This is a genomic window from Marinagarivorans algicola (genome assembly GCF_001292705.1).
Taxonomy (GTDB): Bacteria; Pseudomonadota; Gammaproteobacteria; order Pseudomonadales; family Cellvibrionaceae; genus Marinagarivorans; species Marinagarivorans algicola.
Window position 1 is genome coordinate 18,001 of sequence record NZ_LGAK01000038.1, and the last position, 19,020, is coordinate 37,020.

Here is a 19,020-nt window from a genome sequence, read left to right on the forward strand (position 1 = left end):
TGCACTAGCCGTAATGCTCTAGTGCTGCAGCAACGGTAAAAAATGAGCCGAAAACCAATAAGCACTCATCAGCCTCGCTGCTTGACTGCCATTGCATCACCGAATGCTCGACTGACTCAACACAGGTAATGGCGCTAGTAGGTACGCCTAAAGTAGCTAAAACGTCGGCAATATCAGTCGCTTTGGCCGCACGCGCGTTATTAACTAAATCAGCGCAATACCAATGACTCACTTGCCCTTGCAGTGGCGCTAAAATTTCAGCAATATCTTTATCTGCCATCATAGCCACGGTTGCTGGCAACGCATCAAAGTGTTTGCGCTTAAGCTCATCCGCTAGCAGCTGTGCCGAAGCCGGATTATGAGCAACATCCAACAACAAGCGCCCACGCGGCAAAGAAACAAACTGCATGCGACCGGTTAAGGTCGCTTGCGCCAATATACCAACAGGGTCTTGTGGCAAACACCGTTCAAGTAAACAGACTTCGATAGCCGCCGCCACACTCGCCTTTGGTAGACTCACCGAGTGCAGATTAAACGTCTGAGCTCGACTAGTAACCACATGCTGCTGGCTCTCACCGTTCACACTGACATCGTCAAGTCTATAATCTTGCCCCAACCACACACTATTACAATTAAGCGCATTCGCATGTGCCACAACGCTGTGTGGCGGATCGGGTTCGGCGCACACAAAGTCAATACCTGATCGGCAAATACCCACTTTTTCACGACCAATTTGCTCACGGGTATGACCCAGCCAAGCTTCATGATCAATCGCAATCGAGGTAAGCACCGCCACATGCGGGGCGATAATATTCACCGCATCTAAACGCCCACCCAAGCCAATTTCCATTAGCCAATAATCAAGTGGCTCGCGATGAAAAATATCCATTGCCGCTAGCGTACCAAATTCAAAATACGTTAACGAAATATCACCTCTGGCATGATCAATACGCGTAAATGCCTCGCACAACTTCGCATCGCTCACGGGCTGACCCGCTAAACGTATACGTTCGTTGTAATGCAAAAAATGTGGCGAAGTATAAGCCCCAAAAGTTTTACCGCTAGCCGCCAGCAAAGCTTCCAAGGCCGCAACACAGCTGCCTTTGCCGTTGGTGCCTGCAATCGTAATAATACGCGCCTTAGGATTCAGTACTCCCAGGCGCTCGGCCACTGTTTTAACCCGATCCAAGCCTAGGTCAATGGCATTCGGGTGATGCGACTCTTGCCAAGTTAACCACTCGGCGAGTGTATGACAACGCGCAACCATCAAGCAGCAGGCTGCTCGGGTACAGCGCTCTCACGCTCTACAGGGCTGCGGCCGGTCATTTTGGCCAACAAGCGCGCTAACGTATCGCGCATATCTTTGCGTTCAATAATCATATCAATCGCGCCGTGCTCTAGTAAAAATTCAGCACGCTGAAAGCCTTTAGGTAATTTTTGACGGATCGTTTGCTCGATAATATTTGGACCTGCAAAGCCTGCTCGTGAACCCGGCTCAGCCGCATTAATATCACCCAATAATGCCAAACTTGCTGAAACACCACCGTATACAGGATCAGTCATAACCGAAATGTATGGCAAGCCTTTTTGCTTCATTCGCTCAATCACTGCACTGGTTTTAGCCATTTGCATCAATGAAATTAAAGCCTCTTGCATACGCGCGCCGCCGGTCGCCGAAAAACAGACCAAGGGAATGCCTTCTTCTAGTGCTCGATTAGCCGCACGGGTAAAGCGCTCACCGACCGCATAACCCATAGAGCCACCCATAAACTTAAACTCAAAAGCAACTGCCACAACAGGCATGCCCTTGAGCTCGCCTCTCATCACAACAAGGGCATCTTTCTCGCCGGTATCTTTTTGAGCAGCCGACAAGCGATCTTTATATTTTTTGATATCTTTAAATTTTAAACGATCGATAGGCTCTACTTCTTGAGTAAACTCTTCACGCGAGCCTTCATCCAAAAAGGTATCTAAACGCAAACGTGCTGTTAAGCGCATGTAATGATCGCACTTTGGGCAGACTTTTAAGTTTTTATCGAGCTCAGGACCGTATAATACAGAGCTACATTTTGGACAGTTAATCCATAAACCTTCAGGGACACTACTTGCGTTTTTGCGTCCTTCAGAGCGAACAACCTTAGGAACAATTTTGTCGAACCAACTCATGCTTTTTTTGCCTCTGCCCATCATTTTAGGGGCTTAAACTCATTATCTCTATGATTACTGTTGAATCACTACTGGATTTTAACACACTGTATTGTGTGGCATTTTACGCCATGACCCTTAATGTCATCACCTTTAACACATAACAATACAAAGCGGCACAGTAACATTAAACTTTATGCGTCTAAACCCTATGCATCTAAACCTTGACGTATTTCTGCTACACACTCACCGACACGCTTTGTGATAACAGCCGCATCACCCTCGGCCATCAATGACACTAACGCACTCCCGACAACAGCTCCGTCGGCGTTGTGACTAGCAGCCTTAGCACTGGAACCATCTTTAATGCCAAAGCCCACCATGACAGACAAGCCTGTTGTTGCGCGAATCGCATCGACCTTTTCAGCAACCGACTCAACATCAATATTCGCCGCGCCTGTCACACCTTTGAGTGATACATAATAGATAAAGCCAGAGGCATTAGCGGTAACATGCGCAATGCGCGCCGAAGACGTTGTTGGCGCAATCAAAAAGATATTGTGAATATTGACCGCTTGTAGCTCTTTATCTAAATCGGCTGACTCTTCTGGTGGCAAGTCAACCGTTAGTAAGCCGTCAACACCCGCGGCACAGGCTTGCTTGGCAAATTCTGCATAGCCCATACGCACAACAGGGTTTGCATAACCCATTAACACAATAGGTGTATGCTGATTAGTTTGTCGAAATTGCGCCACCAACTCCATTGTGCCTTTAAGGCTAATGCCGTGCACCAAGGCGCGCTCATGAGCGCGCTGAATAGTCGGACCCTCGGCCATAGGGTCAGAAAAAGGCACGCCCACTTCAATAATATCGGCGCCACCTTCAACCATGGCGTGCATCGCTGGCAATGTCACATCAGGCACGGGGTCACCATTGACAAGGTAAGTCACAAGAGCTTTGCGATTTTCACTTTTTAAGCGTTCAAGCGTTGCTGTTATACGATTCATACTAAACCTTAATGCCGTCGATTTCGGCTACAGTCAAAATATCTTTATCACCACGGCCCGATAAATTCACAATAATAATGTCGTCTTTATTCATTTGCACGGCCAACTGTTCGGCATAAGCAATGGCATGACTGGATTCAAGTGCAGGCATAATACCCTCTACGCGCGTTAAGCTACGAAAACCCGCCATTGCTTCATCGTCATTAATAGGTGCATATTGTACACGGCCAATGTCTTTTAACCAGGCATGTTCAGGGCCAACACCCGGATAATCTAAACCCGCTGATACCGAGTGTGTTTCAATAATTTGGCCATTTTCGTCTTCCATTAAATAAGTGCGGTTCCCATGCAATACGCCGGGTATACCCTCTGTGAGCGGTGCGGCGTGGCGACCGGTTTCGACGCCATCACCACCGGCTTCTACGCCGTACATTTTCACGTTTTTGTCGCTTAAAAACGGGTGAAACAAACCGATTGCATTAGAACCGCCACCCACACAAGCCACTAAGGCATCAGGCAAGCGCCCTGTTTGCGCTAGACACTGACTACGGGCCTCACGACCAATAATACTTTGGAAGTCACGCACAAGCTTAGGGTAAGGGTGCGGGCCTGCAACTGTACCAATAATATAAAAAGTATCATCAACATTGGTCACCCAGTCGCGCATAGCTTCATTCATCGCATCTTTCAATGTTTTAGAGCCCGACTCAACCGGCACAACTGTAGCACCTAGCAGCTTCATGCGATAAACATTTAACGCTTGGCGCTTCACGTCTTCAGCCCCCATATAGACTACACACTCCAAGCCTAAGCGAGCCGCGATAGTGGCCGTTGCCACACCATGCTGGCCTGCACCCGTCTCGGCAATCACTCGTCGCTTACCCGAGTGTTTAGCCAACAAAGCCTGACCGATGGTGTTATTAACTTTATGTGAGCCGGTATGATTTAAATCTTCACGCTTCAAATATAACTGTGCGCCACCTATTTTTTGCGTCCATCGCTCGGCAAAATACAACGGCGAAGGGCGACCAACATAGTGTGTCATGTCATGATCAAACGCCTTGCGAAAACCTTCGGTATTTTTAAGGCTTTCATACATCTCACTTAAATCATCCAAGGCGTGAATCAGTGTCTCCGACACAAAGCGACCACCAAATTGCCCAAAGTGGCCTTTGAGATCAGGCATGGCATTAAAGTCTATATTATGATCTTTTGATTGCTCAATTGTACTCACGGTATCCCTCAATCTGGTTTTATTTGCTCATTGTTATAACACGCCAGCAAGCTTTAGGGCTTTACGCTTAGCGTATTGATAATAAAATTTTTCATTTTATGTGATGATTTAATACCAGGGGCCTGCTCAACCCCACCGCTCACATCCACAGCCCAAGGCCTCACACCAGCCACCGCCTTAATTATGTTATCGGGTGTTAAGCCACCTGCTAATATCAACGGGCTTGCTATATTGTGAGGAATGGCGCTCCAGTCAAACGTTTCACCAGTGCCACCGGGCACGCCTTTGCGGTAAGCATCTAATAAAATACCTCGCGCACCCATATATTGATTAGCCAGAGCCGCAATATCGGTATCGGGCTTCATACGTAGCGCTTTAATGTATGGACGCCCAGCCTGCTCACAAAACGCGGGCGTTTCATCACCATGAAACTGCACCAGATTAATCGGCACCTGACTTAACACCTGCGCGAGCTCAGTCGGCGCCGGATTAACAAACAAGCCCACCACAGTAACAAAAGGCCCCGCCGCTAACGCAATATCACGCGCCAAAGCCAAATCGTCTAAATGCCTAGGGCTTGGTGGATAAAAAACCAAGCCAATAGCATCAGCACCGGCATCACTGGCTTTACGGGCATCCTCAACCGAGGTAATACCACAAATTTTAATGCGTGTTCGCATTTGCATCACACCTATTTCATACCGTCAAAACACACACAGCTCACGCACACTGCTACAACAAAAAAGGTCGGTAATCTTACCAGAGATCCTCAAAATAAGGGAGATCGCACCACAATCAAACTCAGCAAATAGCCATCACACAACCAAGCTGAATACTTTTCAGGCAAAGCCGAATGTTTTTTGTGCAAGACAAATACTAAATAAAAAAAAACACACATGGCGCTTGACATTACATAAGCAAATGAAGAGAATGTGCGCCCTCAGCGGGGCAGCAGCCTCGCTAGCAAGATGGCTAGGTAGCTCAGTTGGTTAGAGCACAGCACTCATAATGCTGGGGTCGGGAGTTCAAGTCTCCCCCTAGCCACCATCTTTGCGTTTATGACCAAACTATTGGTCGCATTATGGTAACTCTGGTCCCTTCGCAATAATTCGCTGTAAACTCCGCCAGGCCCGGAAGGGAGCAACGGTAGCAGTATAATTATGTGCCGAGGTGTGGCTAGAGTTGCCACCCAAAGCGCCTACTCCAAAAGCAATACCCGCATTTATCTGATAAGCACCCAATGAAAACCCCACTCAGCACTATCGACTCATCCCCAGTATTATCGGCTCATCCCCCAACGCTATCGATTCACCTCAAGCATAAATCAAACAACACCCCAAACACAAAAGCGATTGAGGTGTTAATGTAAGCAGGCGCCTACGACTAGATTTCGAAGCGATTTTCACGCAGATAAACGGCACCCCACAGCATTCCCCCTGCAGCGATCAAGCCCACCCAAAACTGCGCACTCAACAAAATATCTCGCAAATACCACCAACTAGGATCGTACATCATATTACTACTGCCATTGGGGCCAGTATTCAATATGTAACAACCAAATAAGCGCGCAAAACCATTGCTGCCAAATACAATAGACTCAATCATCACAACACCAACTAAAGGCAAAGTGGCATGCAAAAAAACAGCATTTTTAGCATATGCCGACACCAATAAAAGCCATGCAATCAAAGGCAGCAGCCACAAAGCTGTCGCCAAAAGAGTGCCCACATATTGTATCGCAACTCCCATAAGCATCTGCTCACGCAACACAAAACCCACAGCTCCCTCATGGCCACTCAAAGCCGCGCCCAACACAGCATAAAGCAGTAAAAACACCCCAAAGACGAGTGCCGCACACCACGCAATAAAAGGGACCACCAAAGTAGCCATCATGACTTTAGTGAATACATTTTGCGCCTCGCTCACTGGCAGTGACTTCCAAAATAAAATACTGCTATTTTTACGATCATCGTACAAACACGATAATAAATACATAAAAACAACAATCGCCATTAAATGATCAAATACAATAAAAGGAACACGCGAAACCCCACCAAACTCCCTCTGCGTATCCAACGACAAAGACAGCTCATCATCTGGTACTGCATCCCAAGTATCATTAACCTCACCGACGACTTTATCGGCGTATTCAAACACCCGTGCATCACCACCATCTTCAATTTGCTCATAGCTCGAAAAGGCGTAATCATACTGAGCAATTTTTGCATAATGACTACCGATTATTCCCCCCACAATTAAGACCACCGCCAATATGACCATCACAATAATAGGCACCTTGATAAAAGCTCCTTGATGCTCCCATATTTCACGCTTTATCGACGCAATATACTTTTGACTCATATTCATGACACTGCACCTCGGCCTAATCCACCCGCACCAACCCCGTCCAAACCACTCGACATTTTAGCGACAAATAAATCAGCAATACTCGGCACGCTCACCTCACCATATACCGCCAATTGCGCCGCTGAAACCCCCTCAAAAATCAAACTCGCCCCGCCCAAACGCATTTGCTCATAGAGCGGCTTAAAGCCTGCAGCTCTAACGGCCTCTTTGGCCGCCGTGGTCACAGCAAGCTCACAAAATTGCTCACCCACTGTGTCGATAGGCGTATTTAAAACCAGCTGACCACGATCAATAAATATTAAATCGGTCAAAATATTTTCGACCTCTTCAACTTGATGCGTTGTAATCACAATGGTTTTTTGCCCGTCAAAATAATCGGCCAGTAAGCTACTGTAAAACTGCTTGCGATAAATAATATCCAACCCCAGCGTCGGCTCATCGAGCACCAGTATCTGGCTATCTATTGCCATAACTAACGCCAAGTGCAACTGCGTAATCATCCCCTTAGATAATTGACCAATTTTACTATTGGGCTTAATGGTTGTTTTATTTAAAAACTGCTGCGCTTTTTCACGATTAAAACGCGGATGTACACCATCAACATACTCGACGGCCTGACTCACTTTAAGCCAGCGCGGCAAAATGGCGGTATCAGCAATAAAACTCACCTGCTCAATAAGAGCTGTACGCTGTACTTTAGGGTTTAAGCCCAACACTTCAAGCGAGCCTTCAACCGCAGTCAAGCCCAAAATACTTTTCAGTAGTGTTGTTTTACCTGCACCATTAGGACCGATTAAGCCAACTATTTTACCGGCACCCACAGTAAAACTCACATTATCCAGCGCCTTAAAAGCGCCATAGCTTTTGTTTAATGACTCGGCCTTTATTATCGGTTTTTCCATCATCATAATTTACTCCTTTTCACCACTTGTGGCTTGCGCACCCAAAGATTGCAAATGCGTAATCAACTCATTGGGACTAATACCTAACTGGCTAAGACGCATGACCAATTGCGGTAACTCAACGGTTAAAAACTGTGTTTTTTCTGCCTGCAAAATCCTTTGTCTTGCACCGGTTAGTACAAACATACCCAAGCCTCTTCGCTTCTCTAACAAACCTTCATCAACCAAAGATTGATAAGCTTTCGAAACGGTTAAATGATTAATTTTGTATTCGCTAGATACCGTTCTGACCGAGGGTATCGACTCACCTTCAATCAAAGCCCCCTCCAAAATCAAACCTACCATTTTATCCCGCAACTGCCGGTAAATAGGCTGACTGTCATTCCACTGTTCTGGCATAAATACTCTCGCTTAATAGTCTTTTTGTGCTTTATTCACCATGGCGGATTCAGCACTTAAATGCCGAACATGACTTGAACCTGTAACATTGGATTGCACTTTAGCCTCACCATAATAATCAAGTTTCGCCAAACCGCTTAATGAAGCATTCAGTGCTTGCTCCACGGTAAGCGTCGCATTACTAGGGCCAGACATCCCTACGCTAGCCTGGCTGGCTTTGAATGCCGCTGCGAGCAACTTCGATGGGCCACTCATATTGATCTTCGCTTGCGCAGTTTTACCAGCCAGCTCAACACGTGTTGGGCCCGACATTTGAAGACTTAAGACATTCAAGCTTGCACCTCCAATCGATAACTCGCTAGGACCCGAAGTATTGACACTCAAATGCTCTACATGCGCTAAATCAGCGATATTAATCACTGAAGACCCAGACATATTAAGCGTAACATGACGCGACTTTATGCCTGCTGCAACAGCTACACTCATCACACCCGACACATTAATTTTATGCAAACGCTTAAGCACTAAGCGATAATGCGTTTTGTCACTTAGACGGCCGTAGTCATTGCCACCCCAGAACTTAGCCTTGTGATGAATGCGTAACTCATTCCCTTTCGCATCAACTTTTATACGCTCTAAGACCCGCTTACCGGCCGTAATTTCTAACCGTTCCTGATCACCAAAAGTAATCTCCATAGTGCCACGCCCCCCAATAGATAGCGCATCCACATCAGCAATAGCATAAGTACGCTCAATAAGTACCTCAGCACCCACCCCTTCTTGCGCAACGACCGTTTGCGTACAAACCACCATAACCCAAGCCAACAAAACACCAATAACAACCGATAAATACTTCATGATTTCTTTCCTCGCCTCTAATAACGCCCAAAAAAATGTATTTCACTTCGCAGGCATGCACACCCAACCAGTGATATACATAACTATAACACCAAATTTTAACTTGGCAATAAAATATCGACTTAAAGATAAAAAAACGAAACCCTTCAGCCAAGCTGAAAAAACTCACCTGATAAGATGCTGATGAGTTGTTTTCTGGGCATTTGAGGCGAGGATAAGTTTTAGAGAGGTGTAAGGCTTGAGCGACCCAGACAGTGATACGTTAGCGCCCAATTTCGCTGCCGCTGAATAGTGACAAAAAAACCGGTATTGGAGTTACCAATGCCGGGTTTTTAAAAATGCATTATGCTAAAAGCGCAGGTCAGTCATACTCAATCAGCAACTTCCTTTATCCACAAAATCCCCACTTCAGCCTTAACCACCTCAACATGGCAGCCAGCGATAAGTGGGCGCTCACTTTTTAACGCCCATTCGATACCTGAGTAACGATGCTTGTACTGACCCCTTCCGTCAATATCAGCCTCTAACACAAAGCGGTAACCTTCAAAGTCGCTTTTAGTGCACTTATCATCGGTATCACCTTGCAAACGGAGTAATGGTCGCCATAACACAGCAGCTAGTACAGCTGTGAATACGCCGCTAGTCAGCATAAGCATCGGCCAACTCACTGGTATCACACCCATCCAAGCCATAACCCCAGTAAGCACCAACGCAAGCCCCAAAAAAAGCAATATAAACGTAGCAAACCCCAGTACAACCACCTCTACAATCAGCAGTAAAAGACCGGCTGTTATCATTAACTGAGGGATATAATTAACAAAGGCCTCCACTATTTACCTCCATTTAAGGCACTAATGATACTCGTTGCTTGTGCCACCACCGAAGACGCCTCGGTGGTGCTATCGGGCAGTAATACAACACTAGAGTTTTTAGCAATAGCACGCTTAGCTTCGATCGCCTTTATCGCCAGATCAAGCTGCACAGCCTTTTGCCCCTCATCTGTTGCAGCAGCATCCCCCACTACCGTCAACGCCTGTGCTTGGGCATCGGCCACCGCTTTAATAGCTTCGGCTTCACCTTGGGCGGCAAACACCTGCTCGGTACGCTCGGCCTCTGCAGCCAGTACACGCGATTGTTTTTCACCTTCGGCGATATTAATCGCGGCTTGACGCTCACCTTCTGACTCTAAAATTTTAGCTCTGCGCTCGCGCTCAGCACGCATTTGCGACTCCATCGCATCCATGATAGAGGCTGGAGGCACAATATCTTTAATTTCATAGCGCAACACCGCAACCCCCCACGTGGCCGCAGCCTCATTAATGGCTGTCACAATTTGTGCGTTTAAGGCATCGCGATCTTCGAAGGTTTTATCGAGCTCAATTTTACCTAATTCCGAACGCATCGTAGTCTGCGCTAACTGCGTTACCGCAAAGGTATAATCCTCAACGCCGTAGGTCGCTTTATAAGGATCCAATACCCGAAAATACAACACACCATCAACGGTCAGCGAAATATTATCTTTCGTAATCGCCGCCTGACTCGGAATATCATACGCCTGCTCTTTTAACGAGCGATCAGCCGCTACCTTATCGACAATCGGTAGAATAAAATTTAACCCCGCCTCTTTGGTTGACTGATACTTACCAAAACGCTCGATCACATACGCTCTATTTTGCGGCACAAACTTGATCGACATTTTTAACGCAACAATAATAAGTACAAAAAACGCAAACTGAAATGTTAGCGCATACTCCAGCAATATATTCATCTCCATCCCTCTAACCAATAATAAGTGACTAACAAGCTATAAAACCCATAATTGCAGCTTGACAATATACATGTCAATATATTGAGCAGCATCTTGCCCCCCCTAATACACATGTCAATCGGCAACAACAATGGCCGTATCTGCGCCCCCCATAGCCGAAAAAAAACCCGCGCAATGCGCGGGTTTTTAACTACAAGCTACTCACAACCAATACGCTCGGTCGATATTACAATATCATCTAACCACATATTCACCTCGGTCGAGCTAAAGCTATGCCAGCCAAACATTGCATAGCCCATTTTATCTTTTAAGTAATCGGCATCCACGGGGGCATGCCAATCACTGGCTTTAGTCACCGAGTTAACCAGTACGCCATCGAGCCAAAAAAATGTTTCGTTATACGCTGTATCGGCATGGTAGCCGACCTCTACGCAGTACCACTGGTTTTTTGGGGTGGTTGGACCCGAGTACCACTTTCCTTGGTTTGGAGAAATAGCATCACTATCAGGTACAATATTAAAACCTAAATGCCCCTTACCGGTACCAATGCGAATTTCTTTATCGGCCGAATAAGGTCGACCACCACCTTCGTCAGCTTTAAGACCGCTAAAGTGCTCATGATTATCTGAAGCATCATCACCTAAAGATTGATCCATGTAGACCCACATACGCGTGTAAACTCGATCAAGACCCACGGGTAGTTTTTTGACAATTTCAGAAGGCTGTTGCCCGCCTTTGACATACAGAGACTGGGTTCCACTATGAGCGCGCGTATTATCGGTTAAGGCAAAAGGGCCAGAGGCTGATCGGTTGTTATTGCCATTTGGGACATACCCGATAAATGTTCCCCAGCCTGCAGGCACCGTATCTATAGCCACATTTTCAAAATCAATATTAGCAATTTCATTACCATCACCCACAGGGATAGATGGGTCACCGCCGCCGTTTGATGGGGCCGAACTTGAAGAGCCTACACCGCCATCACCCGCAGCGCTACCGCACGATAAAGCCCCGACTTTGTGATTATCAAAACCTAAACCAAATTTAATCGTGGCAGTAGCCGTGGGCGCCAAATCGCTACCGGTTAAAGTCAGTATACCGGCAGCCGAAACCTCAGCGGTATCAATACCTGTCTTGTCATATACCTGAAAGTTTCTACCGGCATGACCTAAGTCAATATCAACACTCCAGCTCGCCAATGCCGTAGCGCCTGTGTTGGTGACAGCAATAGGATCAACTTCAAAGTAATAGCCGCCGTCTTGTGCGATCGTAAAATCACAACTCAAAGCTACATCACCAGAAGCTGCGGAAGACGATCCACCCATCGCAGGTGTCGACGACTGAGAAGACGCACTACTCGAGGTTGGCGCAGTCATCTCAGGGCACCCCACATATTGAGTATCTAATTTTACATCATCGATATACATCGTACGCGCAGGCGCAGTAGCGTGATATTGCTCAGCTCCCAAATGCAGTGTTTCGAATTTACCTGGTGCCTGCCATTCGCCCATTTCTTGATTGCCAATGCAGTTTTCACCTGAACCTTGAACATGCAATTCGGTAATTTCAGAGCCATCTAACCAAAATTTCAACTCATTGGCATCGGCATCAAAATGCCACTCCAAACACGACCATTGGTTGGTAGGCAACTTAACCGTTGAATGATCCCAGCAATCGGTACTCCAAGGATTGGAGCCATTGTAGGTATCGTAGTTGGCCATTAGGTTGCCATTTGAACCATTGACGCGGTAGCGGTACATAACATTAGTACCAGCAGGCGCATTTGAATCGGCGGCATCGGGCGCACCCTCAGCCTGCACAAACACAAAATCGCCACCATTACCGCTTGGCGTATTCACATGCATCATCAGACGGCCGTACATCTTATCTTGCAAGCTGGTAAATGAACCCAAATCCAAACTCAAATAGTTGCGGTTGTAACCACCACCTCGAGCCATCACTTTTAACGCATTAGAGCCACTAAAAACTTTTTCAGAGGTTAATTCGGTATTACCGCTCACCTTCCATGCACTTAAATCGCCCTCAAAGTCCTCACACAGCATCGCATCTGAACAGCTACCCACTGTCGGTGCGCTCGATGAGCTAACAACAGAAGAGCTGGCCACCGAAGAACTAGCAACAGAAGAACTGGCCGGCGCTGTCGCGCACTCATTGACAGCTTTCGTCGCCATTTTTAGGTAGTGCGCTATTTGGTCGGAACATAAGGCTTTATCGGTGCAACCGGTATTTAAGAACCCACCCATACCGGTTTGGATATAGCCAGCTAGACTGGCAGAGTTTGTTTCCCCATAAGGTGGGTTAGCCACATCAATAGGCCCCTGTAAAGCACCTGCTGTTTTGCCGGTTTCGAGAGGCCCGCCATGGCAAAAGGTACAATTATCGGCATACAATGTGGCGCCAATATCAAATACCGCCTGATCTTTATTAACACAATCAGCCGCAGCACTTGAGCTACTTATTACAACCGAAGAGCTACTGGCAACAACCGAAGAGCTGTTTTGAATCTCAGAAGAACTACTGTCAAAAGAACTACTATTCGCTTCAGAAGACCTACTGCTAGCTTGAGAAGAACTAACAACGACAACACTCGATGCCTCTGAAGACACCTCAGACGATACAGTCGCCGAACTGGATTCGACACTAACGCTAGAAGATTGTGTAGCGCTGGACTCGCCACTACCTTTACCCACGCACGCCGATAACCCGACAGAAGCGGTAGCCATTAACGCTAAGCGCCAATGACGTAAAACCGCCTGGTGTAATGAAAAATTAAACATAGATTGCCCCTCGGTAAGTCAATGAGCTTTAAGCTCTTTATTTATTATTAGGTGTATAACTCAGTCTTAATGACCTTTATTTTTATGCAGTAGATCACAATCAATAGTACAAAAAACACTCGCCCACAACAAGGAACGAAGTAACATTTATATGGCAAGTAACGAATCCACAATAACAGAATAAAAGAAACAAAAACTACCGGTAACTATTTAGCCAAGCTGACACATTTTACCTGATAGGGTATTGATAGATTATTTTCTGGGCATTTAAAGACCAAACCTTGTAGGGGAAACAAGGATTAGACATGCAAGAGAAACCATCGAGAGCGCCTTATCGAACCTCTAGAAGGCTTGAGTAGCCTAGGTAATACCATCGGTGCCCTAATTTTGGGATCTCTGAAAGTTACAACGGTAGAAACAAAAAACCCCAGCGAGACTGGGGTTTAGGTGCTTTAGTTTTATCAGACTTATTTTTAATAACTTACTTTAACAGCTTACCTTAAAATTGATTAAAAACAGTGACTAAGCAGCAAAGAAACTAATAGGATAAAGCTCAAAGAGCTGGCTATTAGTTAGCGCGACGACCTGCGAAACGCTTCTTGAACTTGTCAATACGGCCGCCGGTGTCAGCAGTTTTTTGCTTACCAGTATAAAAAGGGTGACACTCAGAACAAACGTCTAAAGTGATTTCTTTAGCCATGGTAGAGCGTGTATTAATTACATTGCCACAACTACATGTTGCGACCATTACGCCGTATTTAGGTTGAATATCTGCTTGCATGGTATTGCCTCGGTTATATTATGTGCCGCCACTTGATCTTAAATTGCATTATTGTATCCAACGCACCAAGCCAAGTACCGCACAATTAGTGAAAGGGGCTTAAAAACGAGGGCGAATCTTAGCAGAACGCTCACCCTAAGCAAAGTCTTTAAATTCAACTAGGACTAAAAACCTTGATAATGCCCGAACCGCCCCTCGTTTTAACCTTGGCATTACCCACGCCACTGTACCGTCACTTTGAGTACTTGGCACCTCTTAAGCTCGATATTGACGAGCGTAAAGCGCTGCGCCCCGGCGTGCGCCTAGAAGTGCCTTTTGGCAAACAAACCTTGGTCGGTGTGTTGCTCAGCATTAGTCATAAATCGACCTATCCTCTTCACAAGCTCAAGCCAGCCCACAAGGTACTTGATACCACGCCCATCATTACCGGCGATGTACTTGCGCTATGCCAATTTGCTGCCGAGTATTATCAACATCCACTCGGCGATGTCATGATAAGCGCTCTTCCTCAAAAGTTGCGCACAAGCGACGGCACGCTCCCGCAGACGACTTACTGGCAGCTCACCACCGAAGGCAAAGGACTCAGCGCCAACAGCTTAAAACGCAGCCCTAAGCAGCAAAGTGCTTGGCAAGCGCTACTCACACACTCGCCAATCAGTGAGCCCGCACTCAGCGCTTTAAATATCGATAAGCCCACTCTGCGGCAACTGCATAAAAAGGGCCTTGCCGAGAGCTTTCAACAAACCCACTCAACCTGCGCTAGTACACCCGCGACATACACTATTTTGAAAGAGCCTCACCGCATACTCAATACCGAGCAACAAGCGGCATTTGATGCGCTCACTTTTAATAGCTTTCAGTGCAGTCTGCTAGAAGGGATTACCGGCAGCGGCAAAACAGAGGTTTACCTACATGCTATTGAGCGCGTATTACACGCAGGCCAACAGGCCTTAGTCTTAGTACCCGAAATAGGCCTCACACCACAAACAGTCGCGCGTTTTGCTGCGCGCTTTGGTGTGCCTATTACCCAATTGCATTCAAGCGTGGCCAAAGGTGCTCGACTCGAAAACTGGCATGCAGCACAAACCGGCCAAGCTCGCATTATCATTGGCACGCGGTTGGCCGTATTTGCACCAGCACCGCGCTTAGGCATTATTATTGTCGATGAAGAGCACGATAGCTCATTTAAGCAGCAAGAGGGCCTACGCTATAACGCTCGCGACCTTGCTATTTTACGAGCAAAACACAATAACATCCCTGTGCTGATGGGCTCTGCCACACCCTCACTCGAATCGCTACACAATGCGCTCAGCGGTCGCTACCAGCACCTGCGCATCACCGAGCGCGCCGGCAGTGCTAGTACTCCTACCATGCAGCGTATCGATATGCGCAAACAAACCCTGCACTGTGGCATTGCGCAAGCCAGCCTCGATGCTATAGGCGCTACCCTTGCACGCGATGAGCAAGTGCTTGTCTTTATCAATCGTCGAGGTTTTGCCCCCTCGTATATTTGTCAAAGTTGTGGCTGGTCTGCCGCGTGTAAATTTTGCGATGCTCGCATGACATTACACAGCAAGCCACGTAAGCTGCACTGCCACCACTGCGGCAATCAAAGCCAAACCCCCAGCCAGTGCCCCAGTTGCTATAACCCCACACTCACCGCGCTCGGTCAAGGCACAGAGCGCGCCGAAGACGTTCTACAAACCAGCTTCAAGTCATACAAAGTCATTCGTGTAGACCAAGATTCTATGCAGCGCAAAAATGCCATGGCGGCGCTCACCACCCAACTCAATGAAGGCAAACCGTGCTTATTGGTCGGTACACAAATGCTCGCCAAAGGTCATCACTTTCCGAATGTGACACTGGTGATCATTGTTGATACTGATCAGGGCTTGATGAGCGGGGATTTTCGCGGCATTGAGCGCATGGGGCAATTAATTGTACAGGTGGCAGGGCGCGCAGGACGCGAAGAAAAACCCGGCACCGTACTTATACAAAGCTATCGCCCCGAGCACCCAATGCTCGAAAAGCTTGTCACCGAAAACTACCACAATTTCGCCCAAAGCTTACTGCTCGAGCGTCAACAAAGCCTCATGCCGCCCTTTAGCTTTATGGCATTATTACGTGCAGAGGCAAAGCATCCCGATAGCGCACGCGGTCTATTGACACAAGCGGCGCAACTGGCATGTGAGATTATGCCGCCGAGCGACAACTGCCGCTACTTAGGCCCTATTCCAGCCTTTATGGAGCGACGAAACGATCGCTTTCGCTTTCAATTACAACTGCAGTTTAGCAACCGCCAAGTCCGCGCCCAACTTTTGAAAGCGTTGATATTAAAGATCGACAAGCTGCCACTGAGCAAGCGAGTACGCTGGTCTATCGATGTTGATCCGCAAGATATGGGCTAATGCAACAATTCAATAATCAACATTAGGCGCTCATGCATTATTGGCTGGCCGCTCAAGCCTACAAGCACAGCCTTAATGTTAAATGACTGGATCATAACCACAATCAAGCTCTGTATGTGTTAAATTTTAGGCAAAAAAAATCCCACTAAATCGTGGGATTTTTAAATCACTCATCACTCAAAAGCTTATTCACCGGCGTTTTCAGCAGGTGCTTCTTCTTTAGGCGCTGGCGCGGGTAAAGTCTCTTTAATAGACAGCTTAATACGGCCGCGGTTATCCACATCTAAACATTTAACCTTGACCATTTGGCCTTCTTCTAGGTAATCAGAGACTGCGTTAACGCGCTCATGAGCAATTTGTGAAATATGCACAAGACCATCTTTGCCGGGTAAAAAGTTAATAAACGCACCAAAATCTACAATGCGTACTACTTTACCTTCGTAAATGGCGCCAATTTCAGCCTCTGCTGTAATCGCCTCAATGCGCTCAATAGCGGCTTTTAACCCCTCGCCATCAGAAGCATAAATTTTAACTGTGCCGTCATCTTCAATATCAATGCTTGCGCCGGTTTCTTCGGTGAGCGCGCGAATGGTTGCGCCGCCTTTACCGATGATGTCGCGAATCTTGTCAGAGTCAATTTTCATGGTGTGGTATTGCGGCGCAGAGTCAGAAAGATCTTTACGCGGTGCAGCAATCACCTTGTTCATCTCAGCAAGAATATGCAAACGTGCACTTAATGCTTGCTCAAGTGCGATATCCATAATCTCTTCAGTGATACCTTCGATCTTGATATCCATTTGTAACGCAGTAATACCATCAGCAGTACCGGCAACTTTGAAATCCATATCGCCAAGGTGGTCTTCATCACCCAAAATATCAGTAAGAACAGCGAACTTATCGCCTTCTTTGATCAAGCCCATAGCAATACCGGCAACAGGCGCTTTCAGCGGAACACCTGCATCCATCAATGCCAAGCTCGCACCACATACAGAGGCCATCGAGCTAGAACCATTAGACTCAGTGATTTCACTGACCACACGAATGGTGTAAGGGAAGGCATCGGCTGATGGCAACATTGCTACGACACCGCGGCGCGCTAAACGACCGTGGCCAATTTCACGGCGACCAGTAGCCCCCATACGACCACACTCACCCACCGAGTAAGGAGGGAAGTTGTAATGCAACATAAAGTTGTCTTTACGCTCACCTTCCAAGGCATCGATGGTTTGCGCATCGCGTGCTGAACCTAAAGTTGACACAACCAAGGCCTGAGTTTCACCGCGGGTAAAAAGTGCTGAGCCATGCGCTGTTGGCAATACGCCGACTTCGACTTGTAAACCGCGTACCGTTTTGTTGTCGCGGCCATCGATGCGCGGCTTACCTTCAACAACAGCATTGCGAACGGTAACTTTTTCTAATTTGGCAAATAAACCACTGACCGCATCGGCATCAATATCGCTATCGTCTGGTGCTAACTCGCTGACCGCTTGGCTACGCAACTCACCTAAACGATTATAGCGTTCAGCTTTGTCGGTAATTTGGTAAGCGGCTGATACGGGCTCGGCAAAAGCCTCTTCGATCTTAGCGTACAGTGCGGTATCGATCTCTTGTGCGGCCCACTCCCAACGCGGCTTGCCCGCATCTTTAACGAGCTCACTCACAGCACTAACAATCGCTTGCATTTCTTGGTGCGCATAAAGTACAGCACCTAACATAATATCCTCTGGCAGCTCATTCGCTTCAGATTCCACCATTAATACAGCATCTTTAGTACCCGCAACAACCATATCCAGCTCTGATTCAGCCAATGCAGAATAAGTGGGGTTGAGTGAATAGCCACCGTCTTGGGTATAAGCAACGCGCGCCGCACCAATAGGACCGTTAAACGGAATGCCTGATATAGATAAGGCAGCTGATACACCAATCATGGCGCAAATATCAGGGTCTACATTTTTTTCAGCCGAAATCACCGTACAAATAACCTGCACTTCATTTAAGAAGCCTTTAGGGAATAATGGGCGGATAGGACGGTCAATTAAACGTGACGTTAAGGTTTCTTTTTCGCTTGGGCGTGCTTCTCGTTTAAAAAAGCCACCAGGGATCTTACCCGCTGCATAGGCTTTTTCTTGATAATGGACAGATAACGGGAAAAAATCTTGGCCCGCTTTTGCTGTTTTAGCGCCGACGACAGTACATAAAACGCGTGTTTCGCCAATGCTTGCTAATACCGCACCCGTAGCTTGACGTGCAATGCGGCCAGTTTCTAATGTTACGGTGCTGTCACCGTATTGGAATTGCTTAATTACAGGATTCACTTTTTTATCCTTTATATATTCGTATCAAACGGTTTTTT

15 protein-coding genes, 1 tRNA gene and 1 other RNA gene are annotated in these 19,020 nt (G+C 47.0%); 3 read left to right on the forward strand and 14 right to left on the reverse strand.

Features of this window, described 5'->3' with window-relative positions:
- Positions 1–4 precede the first annotated feature (4 nt).
- The 5 genes from AC438_RS12420 to AC438_RS12440 form a co-directional block, all read right to left on the reverse strand.
- Positions 5–1,267 (reverse strand): bifunctional folylpolyglutamate synthase/dihydrofolate synthase, encoded by a 1,263-nt coding sequence (locus tag AC438_RS12420; RefSeq protein ID WP_053981586.1) that lies wholly within the window; start codon positions 1,265–1,267, stop codon positions 5–7.
- Positions 1,267–2,166 carry an acetyl-CoA carboxylase, carboxyltransferase subunit beta gene (gene accD, locus AC438_RS12425; RefSeq protein WP_053981610.1) on the reverse strand — a complete coding sequence of 300 codons (900 nt, stop codon included), beginning with the start codon at positions 2,164–2,166 and terminating at the stop codon, positions 1,267–1,269. Before accD ends, AC438_RS12420 begins: the two co-directional genes overlap by 1 nt.
- 188 nt (positions 2,167–2,354) lie before the next feature.
- Positions 2,355–3,152 (reverse strand): tryptophan synthase subunit alpha, encoded by a 798-nt coding sequence (gene trpA / locus AC438_RS12430; RefSeq protein WP_053981587.1) that lies wholly within the window; start codon positions 3,150–3,152, stop codon positions 2,355–2,357.
- Position 3,153: 1 nt separating this feature from the next.
- Positions 3,154–4,338, reverse strand: a complete 1,185-nt coding sequence (trpB, locus tag AC438_RS12435; protein WP_053981611.1) for a tryptophan synthase subunit beta — start codon at positions 4,336–4,338, stop codon at positions 3,154–3,156.
- A 101-nt stretch (positions 4,339–4,439) separates the two neighbouring features.
- A complete protein-coding gene (locus AC438_RS12440; protein ID WP_053981612.1) occupies positions 4,440–5,066 on the reverse strand; it encodes a phosphoribosylanthranilate isomerase in 627 nt (208 codons plus the stop codon).
- 290 nt (positions 5,067–5,356) lie between these two features.
- On the opposite strand from AC438_RS12440, the gene AC438_RS12445 reads away from it, so the two are divergent.
- Both AC438_RS12445 and ffs read left to right on the forward strand, forming a co-directional pair.
- Positions 5,357–5,433, forward strand: a tRNA-Met gene (locus AC438_RS12445).
- Between the two features lie 41 nt (positions 5,434–5,474).
- An RNA gene (gene ffs, locus AC438_RS16630) (signal recognition particle sRNA small type) lies at positions 5,475–5,571 on the forward strand.
- A 198-nt stretch (positions 5,572–5,769) separates the two neighbouring features.
- Here the strand turns inward: ffs and AC438_RS12450 are convergent.
- The 8 genes from AC438_RS12450 to rpmE form a co-directional block, all read right to left on the reverse strand.
- Positions 5,770–6,753, reverse strand: coding sequence for a hypothetical protein (locus AC438_RS12450; protein WP_053981588.1), 984 nt, complete (start codon positions 6,751–6,753; stop codon positions 5,770–5,772).
- Complete coding sequence (locus AC438_RS12455; RefSeq protein WP_082354144.1) at positions 6,750–7,661, reverse strand: ATP-binding cassette domain-containing protein; 912 nt, start codon at positions 7,659–7,661, stop codon at positions 6,750–6,752. The genes AC438_RS12450 and AC438_RS12455 overlap by 4 nt, the downstream gene beginning before the upstream one ends.
- Before the next feature lie 3 nt (positions 7,662–7,664).
- The gene (locus tag AC438_RS12460) at positions 7,665–8,054 is read right to left on the reverse strand and encodes a GntR family transcriptional regulator (protein ID WP_053981589.1); all 390 of its coding nucleotides are present in this window, start codon (positions 8,052–8,054) and stop codon (positions 7,665–7,667) included.
- Between the two features lie 12 nt (positions 8,055–8,066).
- Positions 8,067–8,912, reverse strand: coding sequence for a GIN domain-containing protein (locus AC438_RS12465; RefSeq protein ID WP_053981590.1), 846 nt, complete (start codon positions 8,910–8,912; stop codon positions 8,067–8,069).
- A 371-nt stretch (positions 8,913–9,283) separates the two neighbouring features.
- Positions 9,284–9,742 (reverse strand): NfeD family protein, encoded by a 459-nt coding sequence (locus AC438_RS12475; RefSeq protein WP_202904760.1) that lies wholly within the window; start codon positions 9,740–9,742, stop codon positions 9,284–9,286.
- Positions 9,742–10,680, reverse strand: a complete 939-nt coding sequence (locus AC438_RS12480) for an SPFH domain-containing protein (RefSeq protein WP_053981593.1) — start codon at positions 10,678–10,680, stop codon at positions 9,742–9,744. The genes AC438_RS12475 and AC438_RS12480 overlap by 1 nt, the downstream gene beginning before the upstream one ends.
- Positions 10,681–10,877: 197 nt before the next feature.
- Positions 10,878–13,478 carry a hypothetical protein gene (locus tag AC438_RS12485; protein ID WP_053981594.1) on the reverse strand — a complete coding sequence of 867 codons (2,601 nt, stop codon included), beginning with the start codon at positions 13,476–13,478 and terminating at the stop codon, positions 10,878–10,880.
- Positions 13,479–14,046: 568 nt separating this feature from the next.
- Positions 14,047–14,259: a 50S ribosomal protein L31 gene (rpmE, locus tag AC438_RS12490; protein WP_053981595.1), complete on the reverse strand. Its 213-nt coding sequence runs from the start codon at positions 14,257–14,259 to the stop codon at positions 14,047–14,049.
- Between the two features lie 179 nt (positions 14,260–14,438).
- Here rpmE and AC438_RS12495 point away from each other — a divergent pair, with 179 nt between their 5' ends.
- The gene (locus AC438_RS12495; RefSeq protein WP_053981596.1) at positions 14,439–16,667 is read left to right on the forward strand and encodes a primosomal protein N'; all 2,229 of its coding nucleotides are present in this window, start codon (positions 14,439–14,441) and stop codon (positions 16,665–16,667) included.
- Between the two features lie 185 nt (positions 16,668–16,852).
- Here AC438_RS12495 and pnp read toward each other — a convergent pair whose 3' ends face one another.
- Entirely contained in the window at positions 16,853–18,982 is a 2,130-nt protein-coding gene (gene pnp, locus AC438_RS12500; protein WP_053981597.1) for a polyribonucleotide nucleotidyltransferase, read from the reverse strand.
- Positions 18,983–19,020: the final 38 nt, after the last annotated feature.